At 37.8% G+C, this 24,649-nt stretch carries 19 protein-coding genes; 13 read left to right on the top strand and 6 right to left on the bottom strand.

All coding sequences use genetic code 11. The features are described from left to right. The first annotated feature begins 10 nt into the window (after positions 1 to 10). Together FS486_RS05080 and FS486_RS05075 are read left to right on the top strand one after the other, a co-directional pair. The gene (locus FS486_RS05080) at positions 11 to 2,179 is read left to right on the top strand and encodes a hypothetical protein (protein ID WP_144510247.1); all 2,169 of its coding nucleotides are present in this window, start codon (positions 11 to 13) and stop codon (positions 2,177 to 2,179) included. A 19-nt stretch (positions 2,180 to 2,198) separates the two neighbouring features. After that, positions 2,199 to 2,795: a class D sortase gene (locus FS486_RS05075; protein WP_144510246.1), complete on the top strand. Its 597-nt coding sequence runs from the start codon at positions 2,199 to 2,201 to the stop codon at positions 2,793 to 2,795. Between the two features lie 109 nt (positions 2,796 to 2,904). Here FS486_RS05075 and FS486_RS05070 read toward each other — a convergent pair whose 3' ends face one another. Continuing rightward, entirely contained in the window at positions 2,905 to 4,095 is a 1,191-nt protein-coding gene (locus FS486_RS05070) for a YhgE/Pip domain-containing protein (RefSeq protein ID WP_144510245.1), read from the bottom strand. Positions 4,096 to 4,260: 165 nt separating this feature from the next. Between FS486_RS05070 and FS486_RS05065 the strand changes: the two genes are divergently transcribed. Continuing rightward, positions 4,261 to 4,890, top strand: coding sequence for a TetR/AcrR family transcriptional regulator (locus FS486_RS05065; protein ID WP_144510244.1), 630 nt, complete (start codon positions 4,261 to 4,263; stop codon positions 4,888 to 4,890). Positions 4,891 to 5,010: 120 nt separating this feature from the next. Here the strand turns inward: FS486_RS05065 and FS486_RS05060 are convergent, their stop codons facing one another. Then, positions 5,011 to 5,208: a C4-dicarboxylate ABC transporter gene (locus tag FS486_RS05060; protein WP_144510597.1), complete on the bottom strand. Its 198-nt coding sequence runs from the start codon at positions 5,206 to 5,208 to the stop codon at positions 5,011 to 5,013. 344 nt (positions 5,209 to 5,552) lie between these two features. Beyond that, complete coding sequence (locus tag FS486_RS05055; protein ID WP_144510243.1) at positions 5,553 to 6,353, bottom strand: TIGR00266 family protein; 801 nt, start codon at positions 6,351 to 6,353, stop codon at positions 5,553 to 5,555. A gap of 167 nt (positions 6,354 to 6,520) precedes the next feature. Between FS486_RS05055 and FS486_RS05050 the strand changes: the two genes are divergently transcribed. Genes FS486_RS05050 through FS486_RS05040 form a run of 3 tightly spaced genes read left to right on the top strand, consistent with a single transcriptional unit; the run spans position 6,521 to position 10,373 of the window. Continuing rightward, on the top strand, positions 6,521 to 7,996 hold the full coding sequence (locus FS486_RS05050; protein WP_144510242.1) for an aldehyde dehydrogenase family protein: 1,476 nt from the start codon (positions 6,521 to 6,523) through the stop codon (positions 7,994 to 7,996). A gap of 23 nt (positions 7,997 to 8,019) precedes the next feature. Continuing rightward, positions 8,020 to 9,183 carry a saccharopine dehydrogenase family protein gene (locus tag FS486_RS05045; protein WP_144510241.1) on the top strand — a complete coding sequence of 388 codons (1,164 nt, stop codon included), beginning with the start codon at positions 8,020 to 8,022 and terminating at the stop codon, positions 9,181 to 9,183. Next, positions 9,180 to 10,373 (top strand): acyl-CoA dehydrogenase family protein, encoded by a 1,194-nt coding sequence (locus FS486_RS05040; RefSeq protein WP_144510240.1) that lies wholly within the window; start codon positions 9,180 to 9,182, stop codon positions 10,371 to 10,373. The genes FS486_RS05045 and FS486_RS05040 overlap by 4 nt, the downstream gene beginning before the upstream one ends. A gap of 85 nt (positions 10,374 to 10,458) precedes the next feature. Here FS486_RS05040 and FS486_RS05035 read toward each other — a convergent pair whose 3' ends face one another. After that, entirely contained in the window at positions 10,459 to 11,778 is a 1,320-nt protein-coding gene (locus FS486_RS05035; RefSeq protein WP_144510239.1) for a short-chain fatty acid transporter, read from the bottom strand. 180 nt (positions 11,779 to 11,958) lie between these two features. On the opposite strand from FS486_RS05035, the gene FS486_RS05030 reads away from it, so the two are divergent. Next, entirely contained in the window at positions 11,959 to 13,845 is a 1,887-nt protein-coding gene (locus tag FS486_RS05030) for a beta-propeller domain-containing protein (RefSeq protein ID WP_144510238.1), read from the top strand. 248 nt (positions 13,846 to 14,093) lie between these two features. Here FS486_RS05030 and FS486_RS05025 read toward each other — a convergent pair whose 3' ends face one another. After that, complete coding sequence (locus tag FS486_RS05025) at positions 14,094 to 15,563, bottom strand: polysaccharide deacetylase family protein (RefSeq protein WP_144510237.1); 1,470 nt, start codon at positions 15,561 to 15,563, stop codon at positions 14,094 to 14,096. A gap of 139 nt (positions 15,564 to 15,702) precedes the next feature. On the opposite strand from FS486_RS05025, the gene FS486_RS05020 reads away from it, so the two are divergent. After that, the gene (locus tag FS486_RS05020; protein WP_260858023.1) at positions 15,703 to 16,446 is read left to right on the top strand and encodes a threonine/serine exporter family protein; all 744 of its coding nucleotides are present in this window, start codon (positions 15,703 to 15,705) and stop codon (positions 16,444 to 16,446) included. A 12-nt stretch (positions 16,447 to 16,458) separates the two neighbouring features. Further along, positions 16,459 to 16,917 (top strand): threonine/serine exporter family protein, encoded by a 459-nt coding sequence (locus FS486_RS05015; RefSeq protein WP_144510236.1) that lies wholly within the window; start codon positions 16,459 to 16,461, stop codon positions 16,915 to 16,917. A gap of 69 nt (positions 16,918 to 16,986) precedes the next feature. Here FS486_RS05015 and FS486_RS05010 read toward each other — a convergent pair whose 3' ends face one another. Continuing rightward, a complete protein-coding gene (locus FS486_RS05010) occupies positions 16,987 to 19,008 on the bottom strand; it encodes an EAL domain-containing protein (protein WP_144510235.1) in 2,022 nt (673 codons plus the stop codon). A gap of 147 nt (positions 19,009 to 19,155) precedes the next feature. On the opposite strand from FS486_RS05010, the gene FS486_RS05005 reads away from it, so the two are divergent. From FS486_RS05005 to FS486_RS04990, 4 genes are all read left to right on the top strand, one after another. Beyond that, entirely contained in the window at positions 19,156 to 20,070 is a 915-nt protein-coding gene (locus FS486_RS05005) for a DMT family transporter (RefSeq protein WP_144510233.1), read from the top strand. Positions 20,071 to 20,172: 102 nt separating this feature from the next. Further along, positions 20,173 to 21,909: an ABC transporter ATP-binding protein gene (locus FS486_RS05000; protein ID WP_144510232.1), complete on the top strand. Its 1,737-nt coding sequence runs from the start codon at positions 20,173 to 20,175 to the stop codon at positions 21,907 to 21,909. Then, positions 21,890 to 23,713, top strand: coding sequence for an ABC transporter ATP-binding protein (locus FS486_RS04995; RefSeq protein WP_186321365.1), 1,824 nt, complete (start codon positions 21,890 to 21,892; stop codon positions 23,711 to 23,713). Before FS486_RS05000 ends, FS486_RS04995 begins: the two co-directional genes overlap by 20 nt. A gap of 10 nt (positions 23,714 to 23,723) precedes the next feature. Then, positions 23,724 to 24,578, top strand: coding sequence for a GNAT family N-acetyltransferase (locus FS486_RS04990; protein ID WP_144510231.1), 855 nt, complete (start codon positions 23,724 to 23,726; stop codon positions 24,576 to 24,578). Positions 24,579 to 24,649: the final 71 nt, after the last annotated feature.

Genomic DNA, 24,649 nt, shown 5'->3' with positions numbered 1-24,649 from the left:
GAGAATCATAATGAAAACTATTAGCTTAAATTTTACTTGGATGGTACTTGGTTTTTTGGTATTGATATTACTAACACCCTCTTTGGCAGCAGCAGAGGAGCACGATTCTAACCCGGTTCAACAAATTGAGGTAAATGTATTGGATAATGAACCGGAGAAAGCGACTATTTTGGATGTTGAAGTAAATGGTTTGCTTGGAGTTGACCATATTGACATAGAGATTCCGGACGCAAATGACATGCAAAATAGTGTCGACGAAGGAAACATGAAAGAAAAACTTGTAAATGTAATCGTGGAAGATGAGGAAGTTGGTAATATAGAAGCCGATGTACTTTCACTGACAGAGTCACCTGTATCAAGTGAAAAAGCGGTAGTAGATCTCACAGCGGGAGATCCAATAATCGCTGATGATCTAACTATTGAGGTGCTAGGACAAGAGGAAATGGCAACAGATACTGCGTATTCAAACGAAAGTTCCGTAGTAAATCTCACAGCGGAAGATTCAATAATCGCTGATGATCTAACTATTGAAGTACTAGGACAAGAAGAAATGACAACAGACACTGCGTATTCAAACGAAAGTTCCGTAGTAGATCTCACAGCGGAAGATCCAGTAATCGCCGAAGATCTAACTATTGAAGTGCTAGGACAAGAAGAAATGGCAACAGACACTGCTTATTCAAACGAAAGTTCCATAGTAAATCTCACAGCTGAAGATCCAGTAATCGCCGAAGATTTAACTATTGAGGTGCTAGGACAAGGGGAAATGGCAACAGGCGCTGCGTATTCAAACGAAAGTTCCCTAGTAGATCTCACAGCGGAAGATCCAATAATCGCTGATGATCTAACTATTGAAGTGCTAGGACAAGAAGAAATGGCAACAGACACTGCGTATTCAAACGAAAATTCCGTAGTAGATCTCAAAGCGGATGATTCAGTAATCGCCGATGATCTGACTATTGAAGTGCTAGGACAAGAGGAAATGGCAACAAATACTGCGTATTCAAACGAAAGTTCCGTAGTTGTTACGGAGCTCGCTCCAAACATTATTGCTGAACAACTAGAACTAGATGTACTTGCAGATAAAAAGTTTATGGTGAAGAATGGTACATCACAAGAAACAATGGACATGGAAGAAGGTCTAGATTTGGAACTTTCAAATGTCCCGATTGTAGAAACAGTTCATGTAGGAGTTTTAGAAAATAATGCATCAACTGTTCAGGAAGGCTATACAGAAAGTTCAAGTTTTCTAACTGTAACAGCAGAAGATGAAGGTGCCAATTCCTTACTAGGTGATTTGGAACTTCATGTCTTGCCAACAAGTGATTTTATGGAAGACGGATTATATCAAACTAGCTCATCTGTTGCATCTCTTGAGACTGTAGATGGTTTAGTGGAAGATTTATCGGCTAATGTATTGCTAACACGATCCACTCTGAGTGGAAGTACGCATACATCTGATAGTGGGGTAGTGGAATTAGTGGGCGAACAATTTGCGATTGCGGATCAAATGCATGTAGGAATACTGGACTCTCACGAAATGTACGATATGGATGAGCAATATCGTAATAGAGGCGTATTGCAGTTAGATTTGGTGTCTGATCCGTTAGATGATTTAACTATCGATATTCTGACAAATAATTTTCAAACAAATAGTGATGGTTCTTCTCGCAAACGACATGGTGTTTCGTTAGGGGTAGCTAATGATTTAATACCAAACACGAATATATCAATTTTGGAGAGCGAGGAATTTGTCGCAGCTCAGCCTACTACTATATCTAATGGCTCTGAAAAATCCTTAGAAAGTTCATTTGAAGAGATGGAAGAAAATACAGGAGAAGCATCTAATGAAAATGAAACTCCTGGAGAAGTAGTAAATGAAGACATCAGTGTTTATGAAGACGAAAATACAATTGTAAGTATTAATACAAACGCCAACCCCAATACAAACGAAAGTATGGAAGAAATTGTCGAGGTTAACACAAATGCAGAGACTACCAATACGGATGAAGAAGAAATAGGTATGCTTGGCAATCTAAATGATGTTTCCTTTAATGGAAATGGAATGCAAAACGCTTCCATGCTTCCGAAAACTGGTGGTTTTTTTGATGGTATGTTGCTAATGTTATTAGCTTTAAGTCTTCTTGCTAGCGGGTTGACGATTCGAAAATTCGCTTAGGGGAGGCAGGCATATCATAATGAAAAAGCTCATCGGAAATATATTAATTTTGATAGCTATTTCGATATTAATCTTTATAGCAGACGGAATGTTGAAAAACAAACAGCATCAAGACCAATTGATTCAATCCTTTGCTGGTATAAAAACAGAGGCTGCTACAAGCAAAATGATGGGTGGATTCTCCACTAATATTGCACCGAATCTATCCAGTGAAGCTGCAAATGAAGTGACAGGAATTTTGCGTATCGATTCAATTGACTTGAAAGCCCCTGTTGTGAGGGGAGCCACTCCAGCAAAATTGAATAAGTCTTTAGGAACTATTGATGGTCTGGATGAACCGGGAACTCTTAATGGGTCTGCTGCAATTGCAGGACATCAATCCCATGTGTTTGGACAATTTTTCAATAGGCTGGACGAGCTGCAAATAGGTGATAAATTTTCGCTGGAAACTATCTCAGAGACTCTACATTATGAAGTATTCGATATAATTGTTGTAAAACCAGAAAACGTGGGTATAGTAAAAAGGCAAAAAGGTATTACGTTGATATCTTTGATTACATGTTACCCTGAAAGATCGAACCAATTCAGACTGGTTGTTCAAGCGAAGCAAATTTAAATTGATAAAACGCAAGAAGAAATTAACTACATTTTCTTCTTGCGTTTTTGATTGTTGCTTCTGTTGGGATATGGCTTTCTGGCTTCTTTATTTGCTATATATTCCGTTGTTATGCCTCACTATGAAATTCATCTGCACCTTCATGTTTTCCTTTTTTTAATGAAGAGCAGAGGAGCACAATAAGACTTCCAAGTGCGATCCAAGTTAGCATTTGAGCGGAGTGACTCCAACCGAATCCTTTACCAAAGAAAAATAGTTCCCGAAGTCCTTCAATCATTTGGCGCATCGGTAGCCATGAGTAAATCCAATTGCGATAGAACGGAGATAAAAACTCAGGAGGCATCGCAAGTAGTGGTGCTCCGAAAAAGAGCATAAGAATGAAGATTGGCAAACCTTTGATTCCTAACCACATGAGTACCGCTGAAATCATTAAAAAGAATGTAAAGTAAGTTAGGGATAAGAACAATCCTGTATCGCCCAATTTTGGGATGTCTAACCCGAGCATCGAATTTGCGAGGAAGGTTAGTCCGAATCCTGCAATCAGAGCAAGTATCATACCCATTAATACTTGTATGGAAATTCCCGTTAATTTATTCTTGCGACTGCTAAACTTACTCTTGTTAAACGAGAAGAAAATGATAACTGCTCCAGCAATGCTACCCATCCAAAGAGGTTGGAACATGGAAATTGGTGCATTGCCGTTAGCACTTTTTGTTCCAATTTCATTGACGTTGATAACCTTTTTTATAATTGGAGATACAAGTAGAGCAGCTTGCTCTGTCGTAATTGTATTTCCCTGCATTTTAAATCCTTCCAAGATCTGTGTTCGAATATTAGTATTTACTCCATCTACAATTCCATTAAGCATTTGGCTTGCCAAATTGGCAGCTGTTGGATTAAGACCCTGATTCACTAAAATTTTTATTTCAGGTGAAATAGGTGCTAATGTTTGAAGAGAAGCTTGATTCTTAGAGAAATCCTTAGGAATTACTAAGGCAGCATAGTATTTCTTTTCATCAAGGCCTTTTTGTACTTCTTTTAAGTTGTTTACTTCAATCCATTTTATTGGTGTATCTTGTTTAGCTATAGCCTGAGAACGGATATTTTCTGAAATGGTGCTTCCCATCTTTAACTCGGTATTATTCGGAAGTGTTATACCTGTATCTTCATTGACAATTGCAACGGGCATATCCTTTGGTGAAGGACTAATAGAAGGGATAAGTGTCAACGAAAAAATGAATAATACAGCTATCACTACTATTGGTGAAATAAAGGTTAATTTATTTTTAAAAAAGTTCATCGTAAAGCTCCTTTCCTTAATGAACATAGTGTTGATTAATGCTCTCAATGTATATTAGTATAAGGTGAATAAAATAACAATAATCAAATGTGAGTTTTGCGTTCGCTAATAAACAAAGTGAAGCATATTGTTCAGTAACGATAGAAAATTTGAGGAGAGAAGGATATGGATCAGAAAAAAGTAGATAGAAGAATTACTAAAACAAGAAAGGTAATACGAGATGCATTCACACAATTGATGGAGGAAAAAGGATTTGAAGCAATAACGGTAAGTGATTTAACAGAAAAAGCGGATATAAATAGAGGTACCTTCTATCTGCACTACAAAGACAAGTATGACTTATTGGAACAAAGCGAAGAGGAGGTTTTTGAAAAACTGGATAGAATTGCGGAAGAAGCATGGACTGAAATAAATAGTGAGGAACTAAACAAAAAACAAATACATATACCCCTCCCTTTTACTGTAAAGCTATTTGAATACTTAGAAGAGAACTCTGCATTTATGCGTGTAATTTTGGGACCGAACGGAGACCCCTCTTTCCAGGCTAAGCTAAAGGAAGTGATAAAAAATAAGATGTTTCAAAAGTTTTATCAGTTCAATAATAAAGACAATATGATTGTGCCGCTTGACTATTTAACTGCTTATGTAAGTTCTGCACATCTGGGTGTCATTCAATATTGGTTAAAAAGTGGAATGGATAAGTCACCAGAAGAGATGGCCACTATATTATCCCAAACGACTTTTTGGGGACCAGCAAAAGTAGCGGGACTAACTTTTAACGATATAAATGAATAAGGACCTTTACTAGAAGGGGAAGTGTTTAGCTCTAAGTGATGAGATTGCAGAAGGCTCGCAAATTATTAAAAAAGGCATGTGCGGTAATGGATCCGTACATGCCTCGTTTATATAAATCAGTTATTGTAACATTGGAAGAAAGAATGCAATTGCCCCAAGTACAATGGAAGCCCAAGCTAGGAATTTTTGAGGGAACGTTAAGCCGAACAAACCTAAAACTACTGCTGCACCACCAAACCATAATGGATAATAGAAGAATCCAACGATTGCCAGTACAACCCCTAACAAGCCAATCCAAATACCTAAAGAAGATTTCATCATAAACACCTCCTTTTGTATACTAAAGAACAAAAATTAACAAGAAAATAAAAAATAATTGTTCTTTCTAGTAGTATATGAAGGAAGTGTCAATAAATCGTAAACAATTTGGAGGAAAAAGTAGAATAATAGAATATTTAAGTACTAGAAATACTAAAATAGAGCGAGGATTATATAGACTTTTTTGAACGTAAAGAGTTATTGAATGCAAATAGAAATTACAAAATCCGCCAAAGACGAATAACCAAGAAGCAAAACAACTAAGCATTTAACGAACGGACAACATTACCTTCGTATACATAACAAAAGGTACAAGTGATTGAACTTGTACCTTCTTTCCTGTATTATTTCCCTCCTAATAGGTCGAATAGCCCGCCCGCTATACTTCCTTCTCCCTTTGAACCGCCACCTGGAGTTTGAGGAGCCGCTGCGAAGACTCTGCTCGCTAAACGGCTAAATGGCAAGGATTGAATCCAAACGGTGCCTGGGCCACGAAGAGTAGCGAAGAATAGACCTTCGCCACCGAATAATGCGGTTTTTACGCCTTTTACCATTTCGATATTGTAGTCCACGTCAGATGTCATCGCCACTAAACATCCTGTATCCACTCTTAAAACTTCCCCTACTTGTAGGCTTTTGCGATGAATTGTACCTCCTGCATGAACGAAAGCTAAACCGTCACCTTCTAATTTTTGCATGATGAAACCCTCTCCACCAAAAAAGCCTGTGCCTAGTTTACGTTGAAACTCAATTCCAACTGAAACCCCTTTTGCTGCAGCTAAAAATGCATCTTTTTGACAAATAATTTTGCCGCGATATTTACTTAAGTCCATAGGGATAATCTTGCCTGGATACGGAGATGCGAAGTAAACATGCCTTTTTCCACTGCCTGTATTAGTAAAGGTAGTCATGAATAAACTTTCTCCAGTTAACATACGTTTACCTGCGCCCATTAATTTTCCCATAATTCCGCTGCCGCTAGAACTACTTGAACCATCGCCAAAAATGGTTTCCATTGAAATGCCTTCTTCCATCATCATTAAGCTACCTGCTTCTGCAACTACTGTTTCTTGGGGATCTAATTCGACTTCTACAAATTGCATATCGTCTCCGTATAATTTGTAGTCAATTTCATGATTGTTCATATTTATCTTCCTCCTTGATTTTCGTTAATTATTTATACGAAAAATAAAAGGAAAAGTTTCGTACAGAAAATTGTTACTTTTTAAAAAATATTAAAGGGATTTTATAGGGATTATAGAATGTATTAGTATAGAAAACGTTTTCATCTAAATAGAAAGAGGTTGAACAAATGAGACTTACTAATTTTATTGATGGAAAATGGCAAGAATCCGGGGAAGAGAAGTACACTAAAGTTTTAAATCCAGCAAACGGTGAGCAGCTAGCGGAAGTTAGAATGTCTACAAAAGAAGATGTGGCACTAGCCGTTGCTGCGGCAGTGAAGGCACAAAAAAAATGGGCACTTGTACCGGCTCCAAAAAGGGCAGATTATTTATATGAAATTGGCAGATTGATGAAAGAAAAGAAGGAGCATCTTGCCCAAGTTTTAACAAAAGAAATGGGAAAAGTGATTGAGGAAGGACGAGGGGAAGTCCAAGAGGGAATAGATATGGCCTTTTATATGGCTGGTGAAGGTCGACGTCTTTTTGGGGAAACGACTCCTTCAGAGCTTGCGGATAAATTTGCTATGAGTGTTCGTGCTCCAATTGGGGTTGTAGGACTGATAACTCCTTGGAACTTCCCAGTGGCGATTGCAACATGGAAGTCATTCCCGGCTATAGTTGCAGGAAATGCGTTCATATGGAAACCAGCAACTGAAACACCAATGATGGCCTATGAAATGGCAAAAATATTCGAAGAGGTCGGATTGCCGCCAGGGGTTGCAAATATAGTGTTTGGTTCTGGAACAGATGTTGGGACGGCGATGATCGAACATCCAGATGTAAAAGTGATTTCATTTACAGGTTCAACAGATACAGGAAGTAAAGTAGCGGAGCTGGGAGGACGACATTTAAAGAAAGTGTCCCTGGAGATGGGTGGCAAGAATGCAGTCATTGTAATGGATGACGCCGATTTGTCTCTTGCAGTGGAGGGAATATTATGGAGTGCATTTGGCACAGCAGGTCAACGTTGTACGGCATGTAGTCGAGTTATTGTGCATAAAGATGTAAAGAGTGAGTTAGAGAACATGCTACTTGAACAAATGGACAAGTTAACAATTGGGGATGGTTTAGATGAATCAGTTAAAATCGGACCAGTTATAAATAAACAAGCACTTGAAAAAATCCATGCTTATACAAAAATAGGACAAGAAGAAGGTGCTAAACTCCTTGTTGGAGGAAATATATTAGAAGAGGGTAATTTAGCAAAAGGCAATTATTATGAGCCAACCCTTTTCACAGATGTAACTCCGACTATGCGCATTGCGCAAGAGGAAATTTTTGGACCAGTTGTGTCATTAATAGAAGTGAGTTCACTAGAAGAGGCAATTGAAGTGAATAATGGTGTGAAATTTGGTCTTTCTAGCTCTATTTTCTCTCAAGATGTCAATAAAATTTTCCGGGCTCAGCGTGATTTAGATACAGGAATTGTTTATGTCAATGCTGGCACTACAGGGGCTGAAATTCACTTACCGTTTGGTGGGACAAAAGGAACTGGGAATGGACATCGAGATTCTGGGGTAGCAGCGCTGGACGTTTATACCGAATGGAAAAGTATTTACGTGGACTTTAGCGGGAAATTGCAACGCGCACAAATAGACAATTAAATAATACAATAGGGGGATGCTATATGAAGGTTGCTGTATTAGGTGCAGGTTTAATGGGGAAAGAAGCAGCTCGTGATTTGGTGAAAAGTCCTAATGTTGAAAAGGTTTTATTGTGTGATTTAGACGTGGGACAAGCAAATATGTTCCGAGAAAGACTTCAAAATTCAAAAATTGAAGTTTGTAGATTAGATGCAAATGATGATGATAGTATTAGAGGAATTATGAAAAAGGTCGATGTAGTCATCAATGCGCTTTTTTATACATTTAACGAGAAAGTTGCAAGACTTGCAGTAGAAACTGGTGTCCACTCAGTGGATCTGGGGGGACATATAGGCGGAGCAACGGATGCTGTGCTTTCCCTTAATAAGGCAGCGCAAGAGAAAGGGGTTACCCTTATCCCTGACCTCGGTGTTGCTCCGGGGATGATTAACATACTTGCTGGCTACGGGGCAAGTAAATTAGATGAAGTAACAGGTATCCATCTATACGTTGGGGGGATTCCGGAAAAACCAGAAGGGATTTTTGGATACAATATTGTCTTTTCGTTAGAGGGTGTATTCGATCATTATACAGACCCATCTCATGTTATTCGAAACGGAAAACTACACGAAGTTGAATCGCTGTCAGAAATTGAGCCTATTTTCTTTAAGAATTACGGTGAGCTTGAAGCATTCCATACTGCAGGTGGAACATCTACTTTAAGTAAGTCTTTTCCGAATGTAGACACATTAGAATATAAAACGATTCGTTATAAAGGACATGCGGATAAGTTTAAATTACTTGTAGACCTTGGCCTGACGAATAAAAACACTGTAGTAAATGTAAATGGAAACGTAATTAAAGCCCGAGACGTTTTAAAAGAAGTGTTAACTCCACAGTTATTATTGGGAGACAAAGAAGATGCGGTTTTACTAAGAGTCATTGTAACCGGAACAGAAGATGGTGAAAATGCTACGTATTCATACGAAGTAGCAACGAAAAAAGATCGTCTATCCGGCACTACTGCAATGGCAAGAGCAACAGCCAATACAATTTCCGCGGTTGCTCAAATGATTGGCAACAATGTTATTACAAAACGAGGCGTATACCCTCCAGAGTTAATTGTACCCGGAGAATTATATATAAAAGAAATGGCAGCTCGTGGCGTGGACATTGTAGAGAGTGCTGTAAGGGGTGCACGTGTATGAACTTTGAATTATCGGAAGAACAACAACTGCTTCGTAAAACAGTAAGGCAATTTGTAGACCAGGAAATTATTCCACATATAGCGAGTTGGGAAGAACAAGGGGCATTTGATAAAGGGCTGTGGAAACGTTTAGCGGATTTAGGATTAATGGGTGTATGCGTTCCTGAGAAGTATGGTGGGAGTGGCATGGATTATAATTCGCTTGCAATTGTGTGTGAAGAATTGGAGCGAGGGGATACGGCATTTCGTACAGCTGTGTCCGTGCATACCGGGTTAAATTCCATGACACTTATGCAATGGGGATCGGAACAACAAAAGCAACGCTATCTAATCCCACAGGCAAAAGGAGAGAAGATAGGGGCGTTTGGCTTAACAGAACCAGGAGCAGGCTCAGACGTGGCTGCAATGTCAACTGTCGCTGTTCTTGATGGGGACCACTACGTGATTAATGGACAAAAAACGTGGATTTCCTTATGTGATGCCGCGGATTATTTTATCGTATTTGCATACACAGACAAATCGAAGAAGCATCACGGAATAAGTGCATTCATCGTGGAACGTACGATGGAGGGCTTCTCCTCAAAAGCAATCAAAGGAAAGTATGGTATCAAGTCTGGAAACACAGGGGAATTATTTTTTGATAATATGCGTGTGCCAAAAGAAAACCTTCTAGGAAAAGAAGGAGAAGGTTTTAAAATTGCAATGGCTGCGCTTGATAATGGAAGATTTACGGTTGCTGCTGGAGCGGCAGGATTGTCCCTTGCCTGCTTAGAAGCGAGCATAAAGTATTGTCACGAAAGAGAAACATTCGGCAAAGAAATAGGGAAGCATCAGCTAGTACAACAAATGATTGCGAAAATGGAAGCCGGCCTGCAAATGAGTCGTTTGCTTGTCTACCGAGTAGGGGAACTGAAAAACAAAGGGGTACGCAATACTCGAGAAACGTCTCTCGCGAAATGGCAAGCATGTGATTTCGCGAACAAAGCAGCAGATGATGCAGTGCAAATTCATGGTGCGTACGGATATTCAGATGAATATCCAGTTGCAAGATACTTGCGAAATTCAAAAGCTCCTGTCATTTATGAGGGAACTCGTGAAATCCACACTATTATGCAAGCCGAGTATGCTTTGGGTTATAGAGAAGATAAAGTGCTCTCCCATATGTTGCCGAAATGGCCATTTGAGGAGTAGAAAAAAGGTTTTCTTGAGCATATCAAGAAAACCTTTTTCTCATCGTTAAACTGTACTTTAGAAGGGGATGTTAAAATAGGACTTATTAAAAAAAGTAAAGTCCTAAGCTTATTACAATTCCGCTCAATATTAAAACAAATACACAGAAGCCCATAATGTCTTTAGCACGCAGACCGGCAATTGCTAAAGCGGGAAGTGCCCAGAACGGCTGAATCATATTCGTCCACGCATCACCCCACGCGATGGCCATAGCTGTTTTAGCATAGCTCAAATTTAATGCGGCAGCGGCATCAAGCATAATTGGAGCTTGCACCGCCCATTGTCCTCCACCAGAAGGTATGAAGAAGTTTACAATACCAGCTGCGTAGAACGTAAACAAGTAGAAAGTATGCTCATTAGAAATATTAATGAACGCCTCAGACACTATACCTGCAAGGCCAGAAGTGACCATCATACCCATAATCCCTGCGTAAAATGGAAATTGGATGACAATATCTCCCACTGTTTTAGCTGCATTTTTAACAGCGACAAGGAATCTTTTTGGCGTACCGTGGCATACGATACCAAGGGTAATAAATATGAGATTGACAATATTTAAATTCAAGTCAAAACCTTTTGTGATGAAATGTTGGACAAGATATACAAGGCCGAGTAAACCGATTAAAACAGATAGAATATAACTGTTTTCTAAACGTGAAGCTGGTGTTTTTGTTTCATTTTGTTCAGCTTCATCTACTGTATCTTCTTCTAGTAAAGCAGGATCGATAGCGAAAGTATCTTCTTTTCTAGGCATCATCCATCTGTTTAACAATGGAACCGAAATAAGTAGTGCAATAACAATTACTAAATTATATGTAGTAAATAAGGTTTCGGTTGTAGGGATAACCCCCATTTTATCTGCAAAAGGATGACCTTCAGTTGCAATTGAAAGTGGAACAGAGCCTGCTAAACCTCCATGCCAAATGATGAACCCAGAGTAAGCGCTCGCGATAAGTAATCGATAATCGACATTTTTCACCTTACGCGCGATTTCCTTGGCAAACAAAGCCCCGATTACTAAACCAAACCCCCAGTTGATCCAGCATCCGATTAATGAAACTACGGATACAAGAAGTATGGCAGAACCAGGTGATTTTGCTGTGCTAGCCATCGAACTAAGTAATTTTTTAAATACAGGGCTACTAGCTAATACATGCCCCGCTAGCAGAACTACAACCATTTGCATCGTAAAAGAAAGTAATCCCCAAAAACCATCTCCCCAGTAGGTTGCCATTTCAATAGGAGTGGAGTCTGTTAACGTTACTCCAAGTAAAAATACTAATAACGTTAGTATTGCTACGAAAATATATGGATCTGGTAAATACCTTTCCATCAGTGTATTTGAAAATCTTGTTAATGTCTTCATTACAAAACCCCTTTTTTTGTTTTTCCATCCCCTCCATACCTAATGATAATAGAATAGTAGGAAATCATCTATAAATTTTACAATATTTAAAGTAAATAAATTATTGTCAGTTACGGTGAAACCAATTAGAAAAATTTGAGTCTAATGTGATAACGATGCAAAAAAGAAAGGGAGAATAAAATGAAGAGGTGGCTTATAACTGTAATTGGTCTCGTTTTAACTGTTGGGCTCGCAAGTGCTTTTTATTTTACAAAATCAGAGGTAAGTGCGGAAAAGAGGGTAGATCAAGAGCTACGAATGGTGAAATCGAAAGAAGAATTAGAGGCATATTTTAAGAAAGTAATGAAACTACAAAAGAATAATAGGCAGTGGGAAGAGACAGCGGAATCCGTTACTACTATGGATTCGAAATCTTCCTCAGGAGTACAAGGAGGAGACTACTCTACTACGAACAATCAAGTTGAAGGTGTAGATGAAGCGGACATTGTTAAAACGAATGGTACGCATATATTTACCATAAGTGAGAATAAGATAGTGGTTGTCGATGTGAAAGCTCCATCCAAGATGAAAGAAGTAGCTAAAATTCAACTTACAGAAGGTTTTTATCCAGCTCAATTATTATTAAAAGATCAAACACTAATGATTATTGGGCAAAAAAATGCTATACGTCCATTAGAAGCAGAGGATACACAAGTTATAATGGATAGAATGATCGCACCAATGGATTCAATGACGACGGTGTATTTTTATGATGTTTCTAATCCAGCTAAACCAAAATTATTAAGAGAAATTGCGACAGAAGGGTATATGAACGGAGCGCGTTTAACAAATAATATTTTATATTATGTAACAACAGTATATCCGAAGTTCTGGATAATGGAGGAAAGTGAGAATGTAGAGCTGCGTCCATACACCTATGATTCCAAATTAGATGATGTAGCTAAACCAATGAACTATAATAATATATCGATTCTTCCTAGTTCTATGGAAGGAAACTATAGTATCATTTCTGCAATTGATATTACTAATCCAGTGAAAAATGAAGTAACGACCAAGGGATATTTAGGCGGAAGCGAACAATTGTATATGTCAAAAGATAATTTATATTTAACTTCTACTATTTACAAACAGTCAAATTCGAATGCAAAGAAAATGATTTGGAATCCAGGTTTAATGGATACTCAAGTATTTAAATTTGCATTGAACAAAACATCTGTTAGCTTTGTTGCTTCCAGTCAATTGACAGGGACTATTTTAAACCAGTTTTCGATGGATGAGCATGACGGTTATTTCCGAGCTGTTACTACTAAAGGGAATAGTTGGGATGAAAATGATGTATCGGAAAATAATTTATTTATCTTAGACAAGGGGATGAAAACAGTAGGCTCTTTAACAGGTCTTGCGAAAGATGAAAGAATCTACTCTGCAAAGTTTATGGGGGAAAGAGCATATATGGTGACATTTAAAGAAACAGACCCACTTTTTGTTATTGATGTTGCAACTCCTTCGGCACCAAAAGTATTAGGTGAATTAAAAATCCCTGGCTTTAGTAATTATTTGCACCCGATAGATGAAAATCACTTAATCGGATTTGGTTATGAAACAAGGGTAGAAACAGGCTCAGGTGGAAAAGAGCCCCTTATCTTAACAGAGGGAATGAAAATATCACTATTCGATGTAAGTGAATTAGCTAAACCGAAAGAATTGGACACGGAAGTAATCGGGGATCGTGGCACATACTCTCCAATCCAATATGATCACCACGCGTTATTCGAGCATCGTACAAAAAAATTATATGGATTTCCAATTTCAATATATGAAGACGGAAAAGAGTATGCAGAGTTTAAGCAAGATGGTGCTTTAGTGTACGAAATTACTCCTGAAAAAGGAATTATATTAAAAGGGAACCTATTAAATCCCGAAAACCCTGACCAACAATATGAAGATTGGGAAAGCAGTATTCAACGTATGATTTATGTAAAGGATTCTCTATTTACAATTGCAATGAAAGAAATTAAGAGTTACAATATAAATTCGTTTAAACAAATGAGTAAAATTTCTTATTAAAATCCAAAGATCCCAAGAGCAGAATATTGCTTTTAGGATCTTTGTTATCGCTTGTATGCTGTGAAATACACTATTAATGTCCTCCTGTGAAATGCCTGGACTCTAAACTGTTTTAAATTTGAACAATTATTTATCCAAGTATTGAAAGAACTTTTCAACGATGCTTTTTATGATAAACTGTGAGCTCTGGAAAATAACGACACATTAAAACGCAGGTGGCCAAAGCCCCTGCGTTTATTAAATGTATGCTACTTAGATTGGCCTTTCAATTCAGATACAGTAACAAATGAATAGCCTTCTCCCTGCAAGTAGGCGAGCACTGCATCTAGTCCTTCAGCTGTTGACATATGTATATCATGCATTAATACTGTAGAACCATCTTTCACATGTTTTTTCACATGTTCAAGTAAATGATTGGCGTCACGGTATTTCCAATCGAGTGTATCTACATCCCAAAGGATGATGGGCATCGTGGTTTGGGCACGAACTGAATTGTTCACGGCACCGTATGGAGGTCGGAATACAGTTGGTTTACTGCCAGATGCTTCTTCAATTGCATTGCTCGTATTATTAATTTCTAATGCAATTTTTTCTGGGGAAGCCTTTGTTAGATCAGGATGATTCCATGTGTGGTTTCCTAACTCATGTCCTGCTTCTTTCATCTCTTTTACAATTTCAGGATAAAACGAAACCCTGCTTCCAAGCATAAAAAATGTAGCTTTTGCATGATACTTCTTAAGTGTATCAAGTATCAATCTAGTTGACTCTGGATTCGGTCCATCATCAAATGTAAGCGCGACTACTTTTTCAGTTCCAGATACAGCTTTGTCGTCCGTCTGTTGCTTCTCAGTAACTTTTTTGTCTTCCTTCGTTGGTACAGTTGGTGGAGGATTAATTGCCACCTTTGGAAGTTTAAAACTATCTGCAATAAGATCATTAATACTCTCTAGTGGAATAGAAACAATTGGAGAGCCGGCTGCACCAGCTGCAATTTCATAGTCGTTATAATAAAATTCGATCGAATCTTTCTTTAATGCAAAGTTCGCATAATTATCCCATGTAGGAGCCGTTTTTTCTGCAAATTGTTTTTGGAGTAAATAGGCCCTCAATTGTTTATCAGAAGTAATAGATTCTCTTACTTTTGTGGCAAGTTTTACAAGTGACTTTTCATTGTTCGCTAGCAAGTCTTTCATTTCTAGCATTTGTCCCGATTGGCTATGTAATCGAAATACCTTCGTTTCGGACAATCCATTAGCTCCACCCGTATACATATCGGAATGAATAACAAAAGAATAATATCCAGTAGTATGTTGAAAGACTTCGAATGATATATTTAGTTCGCCTTTGCGTTTTACATTCGACTCTTTTAAGTAAGCTGTTTCATTTAAATACATTTTTTTTAACTTGCTAGTATATGCCTTGACTGTCTCGTTAAATTCTGGAACATTACTTTGTGGAAATTGTATGGCATAAGGGTTCTTTGTGTCATTGGATGTTTCTGTGATAATACGAATCCCAGGATAAACCGAGTCGCTTTCATTAATTTCTTCTGAAGAAGCTGGGTCATTAGCTGTTACTTTATCCTTATCTTTTTCTACTTTAGGAGAATTGGAGAACACAAGAAGAAGCAACGTCAAGCCAGTTAATGTAAGTATAGCGATAACAAACGTAATATCAATCCAACGCCCCCTTTTTTTTGATCGTGGATGCGCAGACATGGTGATAACTCTCCTTTTCTAGTACTTATCTATTATATTTGATTAGACGGATGAATGGGGAATAAAGTTTTAGTTTTAATTGTATTTTTTTACAACGTTCGATAAGATTATCGTAAATAGTTAAAGGTAGGTGTTCCGATTGACGCAAGACTCCGAATTAGCCGTAGAGTGCTGTTTACTTGCCGGTCGTTTAATGATGGAAAGTGGAGCGGAGACGTATCGAGCGGAGGACACGATGGATCGAATGGCAATGTCCCAACAATTGACTCAGTCGCAGAGTTTTGTGACTCCGACTGGGATTATATTTACTGGAAGTAATAGTCTTCCAACTAAATTAGTTAGGATTAGCAGTAGATCGACTGATTTAGCAAGAATAGCCGTTGTTAATGCGGTTTCAAGAAAGCTTGTTAATAAAGACATCACATTGAAAGAAGCATATTCAGAGCTTGTACGCATTGATACGGAACATAAAACGTTTCCTTTATGGCTGCAAATAGTAGCTGCATCGATTGCTTCTGCCGCATTTCTGTTGTTATATGGCGGCACGATCAAAGATGTCCCGACCGCACTTTTTGCGGGAGGAATAGGATTTTCTATTTCTACACTTTTAGAAATGAAAACAAGAGTAAAATTTTTCGCAGAGTTTTTGGCTTCTTTATGTATAAGTTTTATAGCTATTTATTCAGTGGCTTACGGTTTAGGAAATGATGTGGACAGAATAATTATTGGTTCTGTAATGCCGCTTGTTCCTGGACTTCTGATAACGAATGCTGTACGTGACTTAATGTCAGGTCACTTTGTTTCTGGTGTTTCAAAAGGAGCTGAAGCATTCTTGACGGCTTTTGCTATTGGCGCTGGCGTAGCGCTAGGTTTATCACTTTAAAGGAGGGTAGCCATGTCTTATTTTGTACAAGGAATATTAAGCTTTGCTGCAGCTGCGGCATTTGGAATCATATTTAATGCTCCTAAGAAAACACTATTCTATTGCGGGCTTGTTGGAATGACAGGGTGGCTTATATATGCTTATACAGAAAACCTAAGTGGGGATTCTGTAAAGGCTTCATTTGCTGGTGCTTTTACAGTCGCTTTTGTTGCACATATGATGGCCAAAACATTTAAAATGCCGATGATTATTTTTAGTGTTGCTGGTATTATTCCTTTAGTTCCAGGTGGTTCTGCCTATAATGCAATGAGACATGTTGTAGAGAAAGATTATGGTGTTGCAATGGAATATGCATCGGTTGCCCTTATTATTTCTGGCTCCATTGCAATGGGTCTAGTTTTTGCAGAAATTATTACACAGTTAATGATGAAAATATTAGTAAGACAAAAAGGCAAAAGCGTAAGTAAATAGTTATCATCATTAGAATTAACAAAAAAGAGGGATGAAAAGTTGGTTGCTACTTTTCATCCCTCTTAACAATTACTGGTTGCTTAGGAGCCCTTCGACTTCTTCAGCTGGAATAGGATGACTTATATAATATCCTTGAGCAGAGTCGCATCCCATTTCTTTTAAAAGCTCATATTGTTCTTTTGTCTCTACGCCTTCTGCAACTACTTGTACATCCAAAGATTTTCCAAACTGAATTAATCCTTGCACTAGTTTTTGTAGTTTATCTTGCTGCAAAATGGAATTTATAAATGATTTATCAATTTTTAGTTTGCCGATCGGTAGAAGTTGTAAGTACCGAAGTGATGCATATCCGGTACCGAAGTCATCTAAAGCAAATACGATTCCATCTTGCTGTAATGTTTGCATTTGTTGAATAATAGATTTCTCTGCTTCAGCTTCAAAGGCAAATTTTTCTGTAAACTCGATTTGTAGAAGCTTTGGAGAACAATTATACTTTTCTAGCACTTTACGAATCGTTTTAACCATGTTTTTGTCTCGAAACTCCCGGATAGAAGAGTTAAAGCTGATTTTAACTGGTATTCCTTTTTGTTGCCAAATAGCGGCTTGCTCGCACACCTTTTCTAACATGAAAGTGCCGATTTCATTGATTAATCCTGTTTCTTCCGCAATAGGTATTAACTCCTCTGGGGAAACGATTCCAAGTATATCATCTTCCCATCGCACTAGTGCTTCTACTGCAGTGATTTTATCGGTCAAAACGTCTTTTTGGGGCAGGAACATGACATGCAGATCATTTTGGTTTAATGCTTCTAACAAACGCTTTTCAATCTGTCCATGACGAATGAGCTTATGATGATCAGATTGTGAAAGGCTTGCAATCATGCCTCCACCTTCTAACTTCACTTTTTGATTCTTCATATGGGAAGCTTTCAATAAATGTAAATAGGTTTGTTGGTCTTCTGGATATCTTGTAATGGATCCACTTACGGTTATTGGAATGGCTTTGTTGTTCAAGTAAATAGGATGTTGTTTTAAGTAACTGACGAATCCTTGAATATACCATTCGCTTAAAGATGTAATAACTGCAAATTCATCTCTACCAGCTCTAGCGATAAGAGACTCTTCAAAATAGACTTTTAATCTTTTAGTAAACTCGTTTAATAAACGAGATTCGATTTCGTCGTTGAATATTTCTTTTAATGTATAAAATTGATCTATGCTTAGGAAAACAAATGAAAAGTGTTTGTTTTCTTGAATATGCTCATTTACAATTTCCTCTAAACGATGTCTGCTCATTAATCCTGTTTCTGTATCAATATAAGCAATTTGTTCAAGACGTGTTTGTATTAATTTCTTTTCCGTAATTTCTTCTTCCAATAACAAATGGTATAGCGTATTATTCTCTGTATTAGTAATTGGAATAGCTATTAAATTAACCCAATAGTTTTTTCCATCTTTCGTGATTTTTTCAACTGTCCCCTGATAGTTTTCACCTTTTTTTAATGTGTCGATTATTTTGTCCGCAATGGCAATATGATCCGGCGTGTTGGGGAATAGTTGCCAAAACGATTTCCCTAAAATACGTTTTGGGGTCCAATTGCTTTTTTTTAGGAACATATCATTCGCATGAAGAATTAAGCCGTCTTTGTCTAGATAAGCAATCATAAACGAATCAGACAATCCTTTTTTTATTAATTGTAATTCTGAAAAGGAACTATTTTCGACATCTGAAGTTGTATTGGATTCCACATGAAAGAGCACATAATTATCATCGTTCATTGGTATAGACTTAACGACGATAGACGTTTTCGTTTGTTGCTTATCTTTAGAATAAAGGATGACGGGACTAAAACGAAATGGTTCAGCATTTTGAAGTATTGTTTCCCAATTGGCAGCAAGATGTCCATAAGTATGGTCGTTAAATAATGGTGCTTTTGGTCCTGCTAAATCTTCTAAGCTATAACCGAATTGATTTTTTACCTCATTATTCAACCAAATAATATGACCATCTTTATTTGTTATGAAGGTTGGAGAAGGTAGATGACTAAAAACAGAGTTACTTAGATTTAATGAATCTTCTTTAAGGTACATATTCAGAACCCCTTTAAATAATTTATATTTATTATATAGAATTTAGATAAATTAGTCATTGAAATAGAGCTATATATTCACAAAAAAAATAACGGTGGGTATAAAGGCCTTTGGAAATATAGAGAAAATGAAAGAGGGTAAGTAAAAATGGAACGTTGGAAGGGTATCGCACTAATTATTTTTGGCTCTATGCTTTGGGGAGCTACTGGTCCTATGATGGAATGGATTCTTAAAAACAGTGATTTATCTGTTCCTTTTTTTCTTACTATCCGCTTAATTGTAGCAGGTTTTTGTTTATTAACCTTTTTAAGGATTAGAGGAAAACAAATCTTTACTATATGGAAAGAGCCAAGTTGGTTGAAGCAATTAATCATTTTTGGGATCTTTGGCATGCTCGGAGTCCAATATACATTTGTTGCGGCAATTGAGGCAAGTAATGCGTCTATTGCTACATTGCTCCAATTTTTGGGTCCTATTTATATCGTTATATATATTTCGTGGAGAAGTAAAATGTTTCCTCCAAAATATCAAATAATAGGTATTGTTGGCACGCTCATTGGTCTGTTCTTTTTATTGACAAATGCACAATTCAATCAATTGTTAATAAGTAAAGAAGGACTATTATGGGGATTGGCAGTTGGTGTCGCATTTGCTATCTATACAGTGTATCCTGCTAGACTTATGAAAGAGTGGGGAGTGCTTGTAGTAGTTGGGTGGGGTATGTTAATGGGTGGTATTGTACTGGCAGCGATATCACAAATATGGCGTTCGGATGAGTGGAATCAGTTAGCAATCTTTCCTTTAAATCTAATGACCTTCATCATTATCCTTGTTGGAACGATTGCATTTATACTTTTTTTAACGAGTATGAAGTATATATCGGCAGTAGAAACTAGTATTCTCTCCAGCATGGAACCATTAACTGCAATGATCATATCGGTCATTTGGTTAGGGCAAGTCTTCGGAGCGTGGCAATATTTTGGTGTAATAGTGATGCTCCTATTCGTTACGTGGCTTTCGATTGCGGGGGAGATAAAATGGAAGTGGAAGAAGGAAAGGTGACTTTTAAAAGTCATCTTTTTCTATATAATGGACATGCGTTATGGCATAATAGGTTCTATAGTAAATTAATTCGAGTAACGAAGAATCTAGGAGTGTTGTTCTTTGAAGAAAATTTTTTCTTATTTATCTCCATATAGGTGGCTAGTTATTATTGCATTAGTGCTTATGCTAGTCGAACTGTCCGTCGAGCTTATTCAACCATTATTAATAGCAACTATCATTGACGACGGTATACTGGCAGGTGACCAGCAGACGATTGTATTTTGGGGCATCATTATGCTTGGAATCTCGTTTATTGCCTTTTTAGCAGGGGTTACAAATACATTCATCGCCTCCCATGTTGTTCAAAGTTATGGGTATGATATTCGACAAGCACTTTTCAAGAAAGTTCAATCATTTACAATGGCAACTTTTTTACGGTTTCCTTCTGCAAGTTTAATAACTCGATTAACGAATGATGTGACAATCACACAAAACTTAATATTTATGGGGCTTCGTATAATGTTACGTGCTCCTTTATTGGTTGTCGGAAGTATTGTCATGTCCTTTTTTGTTGATGCATACTTGGCAATGTTTTTAGTGATGGGAGCACCGATTTTAATTATCTTCCTTTTTCTGATGAGTAGAAAAGGGCTCACTCTTTTTGGGAGGGTACAAAAACGAGTTGACCAAGTGACCCGTAAAATACAAGAAAATTTACAGGCAGTCCGTCTTATTAAGGCATATTTACGTGGAAGCTTCGAATCAGAGAGATTTGCGAAAGTGGCCGACATGTTAAAAATGGATAATGTAAAGGCATTTCGTATTATGGAGTTAATTTTACCGGTTCTTTTATTTATCATGAACGTCAGCTTAATGGCAGTGCTTTGGTTTGGAGCAAAAGAAATACAAACAGGGGCTACTAAGATGGGGGATCTTGTGGCAATTGTTAACTATGCAATGCGAATGACGGGTGCTTTTTCTATGTTCTCGTTCATTATTATATTTTTCTCTAGAGCAAAAGCTTCAGCAGAACGTATGGAAGAAGTTTTGGTTGTGGAAGAAGGGATCGAGGAATTGAGTGAAGATCTCGAGAATTCTATTTCTAAAGTGGGAGAAATTGAATTTCAGCATGTCTCTTTTTATTATCCATCGACCGATATACCGGTTTTAAAAGATGTCTCTTTTTCTGTAAAGCCGGGTTCGAAGCTAGCGATTATGGGGGCAACCGGTTCTGGAAAATCTACACTTTTAAACTTAATACCTCGATTTTTTGATGCTACAGAAGGCAGTATACGGATTGATGGAGTAGAAGTAAAGAATTGGCCTTTGAAAGAGCTTAGACAAATTATCGGGCTTGTACCACAACAATCGGTTCTTTTTACGGGAAGTATTGAAGACAATTTGGGATGGGGTGATTCCACTGCAACTACAGGGTTATTAAAAGAGGCTGCTAAACAAGCACAAATCCACCATTCTATTGAGCAATTCCCCGATCAATACGATACGAGAGTTGGGCAAAAGGGAGTAAACTTATCAGGTGGTCAAAAACAAAGGCTCTCTATTGCACGAGCGCTAGTAAGAAAACCAGAAATATTATTGTTGGATGATAGCACAAGTGCTTTAGACATCTCAACCGAAAATGCTTTATGGGAAGCGTTAGAGAAAGAAAATGCGACGATGCTTGTCATTACACAGAAGATCCGAACAGCAAGAGGGGCAGATGAAATTCTTTTGTTAGAAGAAGGAAAGGTTTCTGCATATGGAACACATGAACAATTGATGGAAAGCTCTTCCTTATATAGAGAGATTGCAGAGTCACAGCAGGAGGGAGACGGGCATGTTGAACTTCATTCGTAAACCATTTGGATATGAGCCTATCGTTACAAAAGATGATTTGAAAAAAGATCATAAAAAGAAAGTGGAGAAGGCATCCGACTGGAAAGGGGTGCTTAGTCGAATTTGGAAACTGGTAGATGAGCAACGTTTTTTATTGATCATTGTGCTTTTATTGGTTGTAGCTAGCTCTGCTTTAGCATTATTTGGGCCATATTTGATCGGAATAATTATCGATGAATATATCGCTAAGAGTGTATTTGTAGGACTTGCTAAAATGATTGGATTGTTAATCATTGTGTATATATTTTTATCCGTCACGATGTATTTGCAAAGTTACTGGATGATTGGAATTGCCCAACAAACAATTTATAGACTGAGAACAGGGTTATTTAATCATCTCCAAAAGTTACCTGTCTCCTTTTTTGATAAGAGACAACATGGTGAGTTAATGAGTCGGATGACAAATGATATTGAAAATGTTAGTCAAACATTGAATTCTTCTTTCATCCAAGTATTTTCCAGTATATTGACTTTAGTTGGAACAACTGTGGTGATGCTTCTTTTAAGTCCATTAATGACAGCCATCACACTAGTTATTGTACCGGTTATGTTTATTGCAATGCGCTGGATAACAAGACGTACCTCCAAACTATTTAAGGAGCAACAGCAAGCACTTGGAGAATTGAATGGAATGATCGAAGAGACCATTTCTGGACAACGAATTGTTAAAGCATTTTCACAGGAAAGCCGTATGTTAGAAGAGTTTTCGGTGAAAAGTGAACGTTTAAAGAGGACTGGTTTTTGGGCACTTACTTATTCAGGGTTTATCCCCAAAGTGATGAACTTATTAAATAATATAAGCTTCACACTTGTAGCAGCAGCTGGAGGAATACTAGCATTTTATGGACATATATCAATCGGTGAGATTGTGATCTTCACGGAGTATGCACGACAATTTACAAGGCCATTAAATGATTTAGCAAATCAGTTCAATACCGTTTTATCGGCAATTGCGGGAGCCGAGCGTGTTTTTTCCATTATCGAAGAACCAGAAGAAATAGACGCGGCAATAGATCACAAAGAATATAAGCTAAAGGGAAATGTCACATTCAAAAATGTAACCTTTTGGTACAATAAAGACGATGATCAACCGACTATTAAAAATGTTTCCTTCCACGTAGAAGCAGGAAAAACGGCAGCTTTAGTAGGAGCAACAGGTGCAGGGAAAACGACTATCATGCAGCTACTTGCAAGGTTTTATGAGGCAAATGGAGGCGAAATTTTAATAGATGGTATATCAATGGATAATCTACCGAGACATACATTACGCAGCCAAACGGCCTTTGTTTTACAGGATCCTTTCCTATTTGAAATGTCAGTAAAGGAAAATATTCGTTATGGTAAATTAAATGCAACTGATGAAGAAGTAATGAAAGCAGCAAAAGAAGCAAATGCTCATGACTTTATTGAGAAATTACCGAATGGGTATAACACCATTCTAACAGCCGATGGAGGAGAGATCAGCCAGGGGCAAAAGCAATTATTGTCCATTGCTCGAGCGCTCGTTGCAGATCCTGCCATTTTATTGTTAGATGAAGCCACGTCAAGCATTGATACGGTTACGGAACTGAAAATTCAAGAGGCACTGGAACGATTAATGGAAGGAAGAACAAGCTTCGTCATCGCCCATCGGTTAAATACAGTTCGCAAAGCAGACCTGGTCTTTGTCATGGAAAATGGGAAACTAATAGAGTCGGGATCCCAAGAGGAACTTTTACAACAACAGGGTCGATACTATGACATGCTAACAAATTCGAAGATTTAAGGAGATATGAATGGATATATCTATAATGACAGTATCACTACCATTGGATGCAGATACGAGGAAAGAAATTGAAGAGCTACTTGCGAAGGATCAAGTAGACTATACATCATTATTAAGCATTGAAGAGTTAACCGATTCTTCTTTAAAGGGGTTTTGTGTATTAGCTTATGATGATGATGCAGATAAATTAGTCGGTGTTTTATCGGCTATAGATCGACTTGCAACGGGAGATTACGAATGGAGTGTCTTTGTCTCGCCGTCCGTTCGTAGACATGGGCTTGGAACAGGGCTTATACAAGAGCTAGATCGAAACTTAACGCTTCGCGGAGCGGTATACGATTTAGCTTTAGTACCAGAGGAGTCGCAGGCAGGACATGAAATGTTGGAGAAAATAGGCTATGTACACGATTTCTCTGAACGCACTATGGTAGCAAATGCGGAGTTAAATTTGCCGCCAAGTGAATTAGAAATCCTACCTTACAGTTTCGAGCAAACAGAGCTAATCGAAGTTTTAGTAAGCGCATTTGGAGATACAATAGACGAAATAATAAACTTTATAGCATTTAACACACAAACGCCAAATCGTCGTTTGATGATAGCAAAATTGGAAAACAAATTAGTAGGAACAGTAACAATTGTGGATGAATCTGATAAGTTGTGGATCACAGGGCTGGGAGTCCACGAGCATGCACGTGGAAAAGGCATAGCAGCTGCCATATTAAAATGGGCAAAAAATGAAGCCTATACACTAGGTAAAGCAAATATATACCTAGACGTAGAAACAGAAAATGAAACTGCGCTATCTGTCTACAATAAAGCCGGATTTAAAACAACTCAGCTTACACATTTTTATAGAAAAGGATGACCCGACATTAAAGTGTACCCTTTGTAAAGGACATTTTGAAAAAGGTTAGGCAACTTGTTGAAGCTGCTGTC

Origin of the sequence: Bacillus sp. FJAT-22090, assembly GCF_007676755.1 — a bacterium.
In the GTDB taxonomy this organism is placed as follows: domain Bacteria; phylum Bacillota; class Bacilli; order Bacillales_A; family Planococcaceae; genus Psychrobacillus.
This window is presented reverse-complemented; position numbering and strand designations above follow the sequence as displayed.

Coding starts and splice junctions, on each gene's coding strand:
- FS486_RS05010 (WP_144510235.1), bottom strand. CDS start 19,008: ATGTACCTTAAAGAAGATTCATTAAATCTAAGTAACTCTGTTTTTAGT.
- FS486_RS05060 (WP_144510597.1), bottom strand. CDS start 5,208: ATGAAATCTTCTTTAGGTATTTGGATTGGCTTGTTAGGGGTTGTACTG.
- FS486_RS05070 (WP_144510245.1), bottom strand. CDS start 4,095: ATGAACTTTTTTAAAAATAAATTAACCTTTATTTCACCAATAGTAGTG.
- FS486_RS05015 (WP_144510236.1), top strand. CDS start 16,459: ATGTCTTATTTTGTACAAGGAATATTAAGCTTTGCTGCAGCTGCGGCA.
- FS486_RS04995 (WP_186321365.1), top strand. CDS start 21,890: ATGTTGAACTTCATTCGTAAACCATTTGGATATGAGCCTATCGTTACA.
- FS486_RS05050 (WP_144510242.1), top strand. CDS start 6,521: ATGAGACTTACTAATTTTATTGATGGAAAATGGCAAGAATCCGGGGAA.
- FS486_RS05035 (WP_144510239.1), bottom strand. CDS start 11,778: ATGAAGACATTAACAAGATTTTCAAATACACTGATGGAAAGGTATTTA.
- FS486_RS05055 (WP_144510243.1), bottom strand. CDS start 6,353: ATGAACAATCATGAAATTGACTACAAATTATACGGAGACGATATGCAA.
- FS486_RS05065 (WP_144510244.1), top strand. CDS start 4,261: ATGGATCAGAAAAAAGTAGATAGAAGAATTACTAAAACAAGAAAGGTA.
- FS486_RS05030 (WP_144510238.1), top strand. CDS start 11,959: ATGAAGAGGTGGCTTATAACTGTAATTGGTCTCGTTTTAACTGTTGGG.
- FS486_RS05075 (WP_144510246.1), top strand. CDS start 2,199: ATGAAAAAGCTCATCGGAAATATATTAATTTTGATAGCTATTTCGATA.
- FS486_RS05045 (WP_144510241.1), top strand. CDS start 8,020: ATGAAGGTTGCTGTATTAGGTGCAGGTTTAATGGGGAAAGAAGCAGCT.
- FS486_RS05005 (WP_144510233.1), top strand. CDS start 19,156: ATGGAACGTTGGAAGGGTATCGCACTAATTATTTTTGGCTCTATGCTT.
- FS486_RS05040 (WP_144510240.1), top strand. CDS start 9,180: ATGAACTTTGAATTATCGGAAGAACAACAACTGCTTCGTAAAACAGTA.
- FS486_RS05025 (WP_144510237.1), bottom strand. CDS start 15,563: ATGTCTGCGCATCCACGATCAAAAAAAAGGGGGCGTTGGATTGATATT.
- FS486_RS04990 (WP_144510231.1), top strand. CDS start 23,724: ATGGATATATCTATAATGACAGTATCACTACCATTGGATGCAGATACG.
- FS486_RS05080 (WP_144510247.1), top strand. CDS start 11: ATGAAAACTATTAGCTTAAATTTTACTTGGATGGTACTTGGTTTTTTG.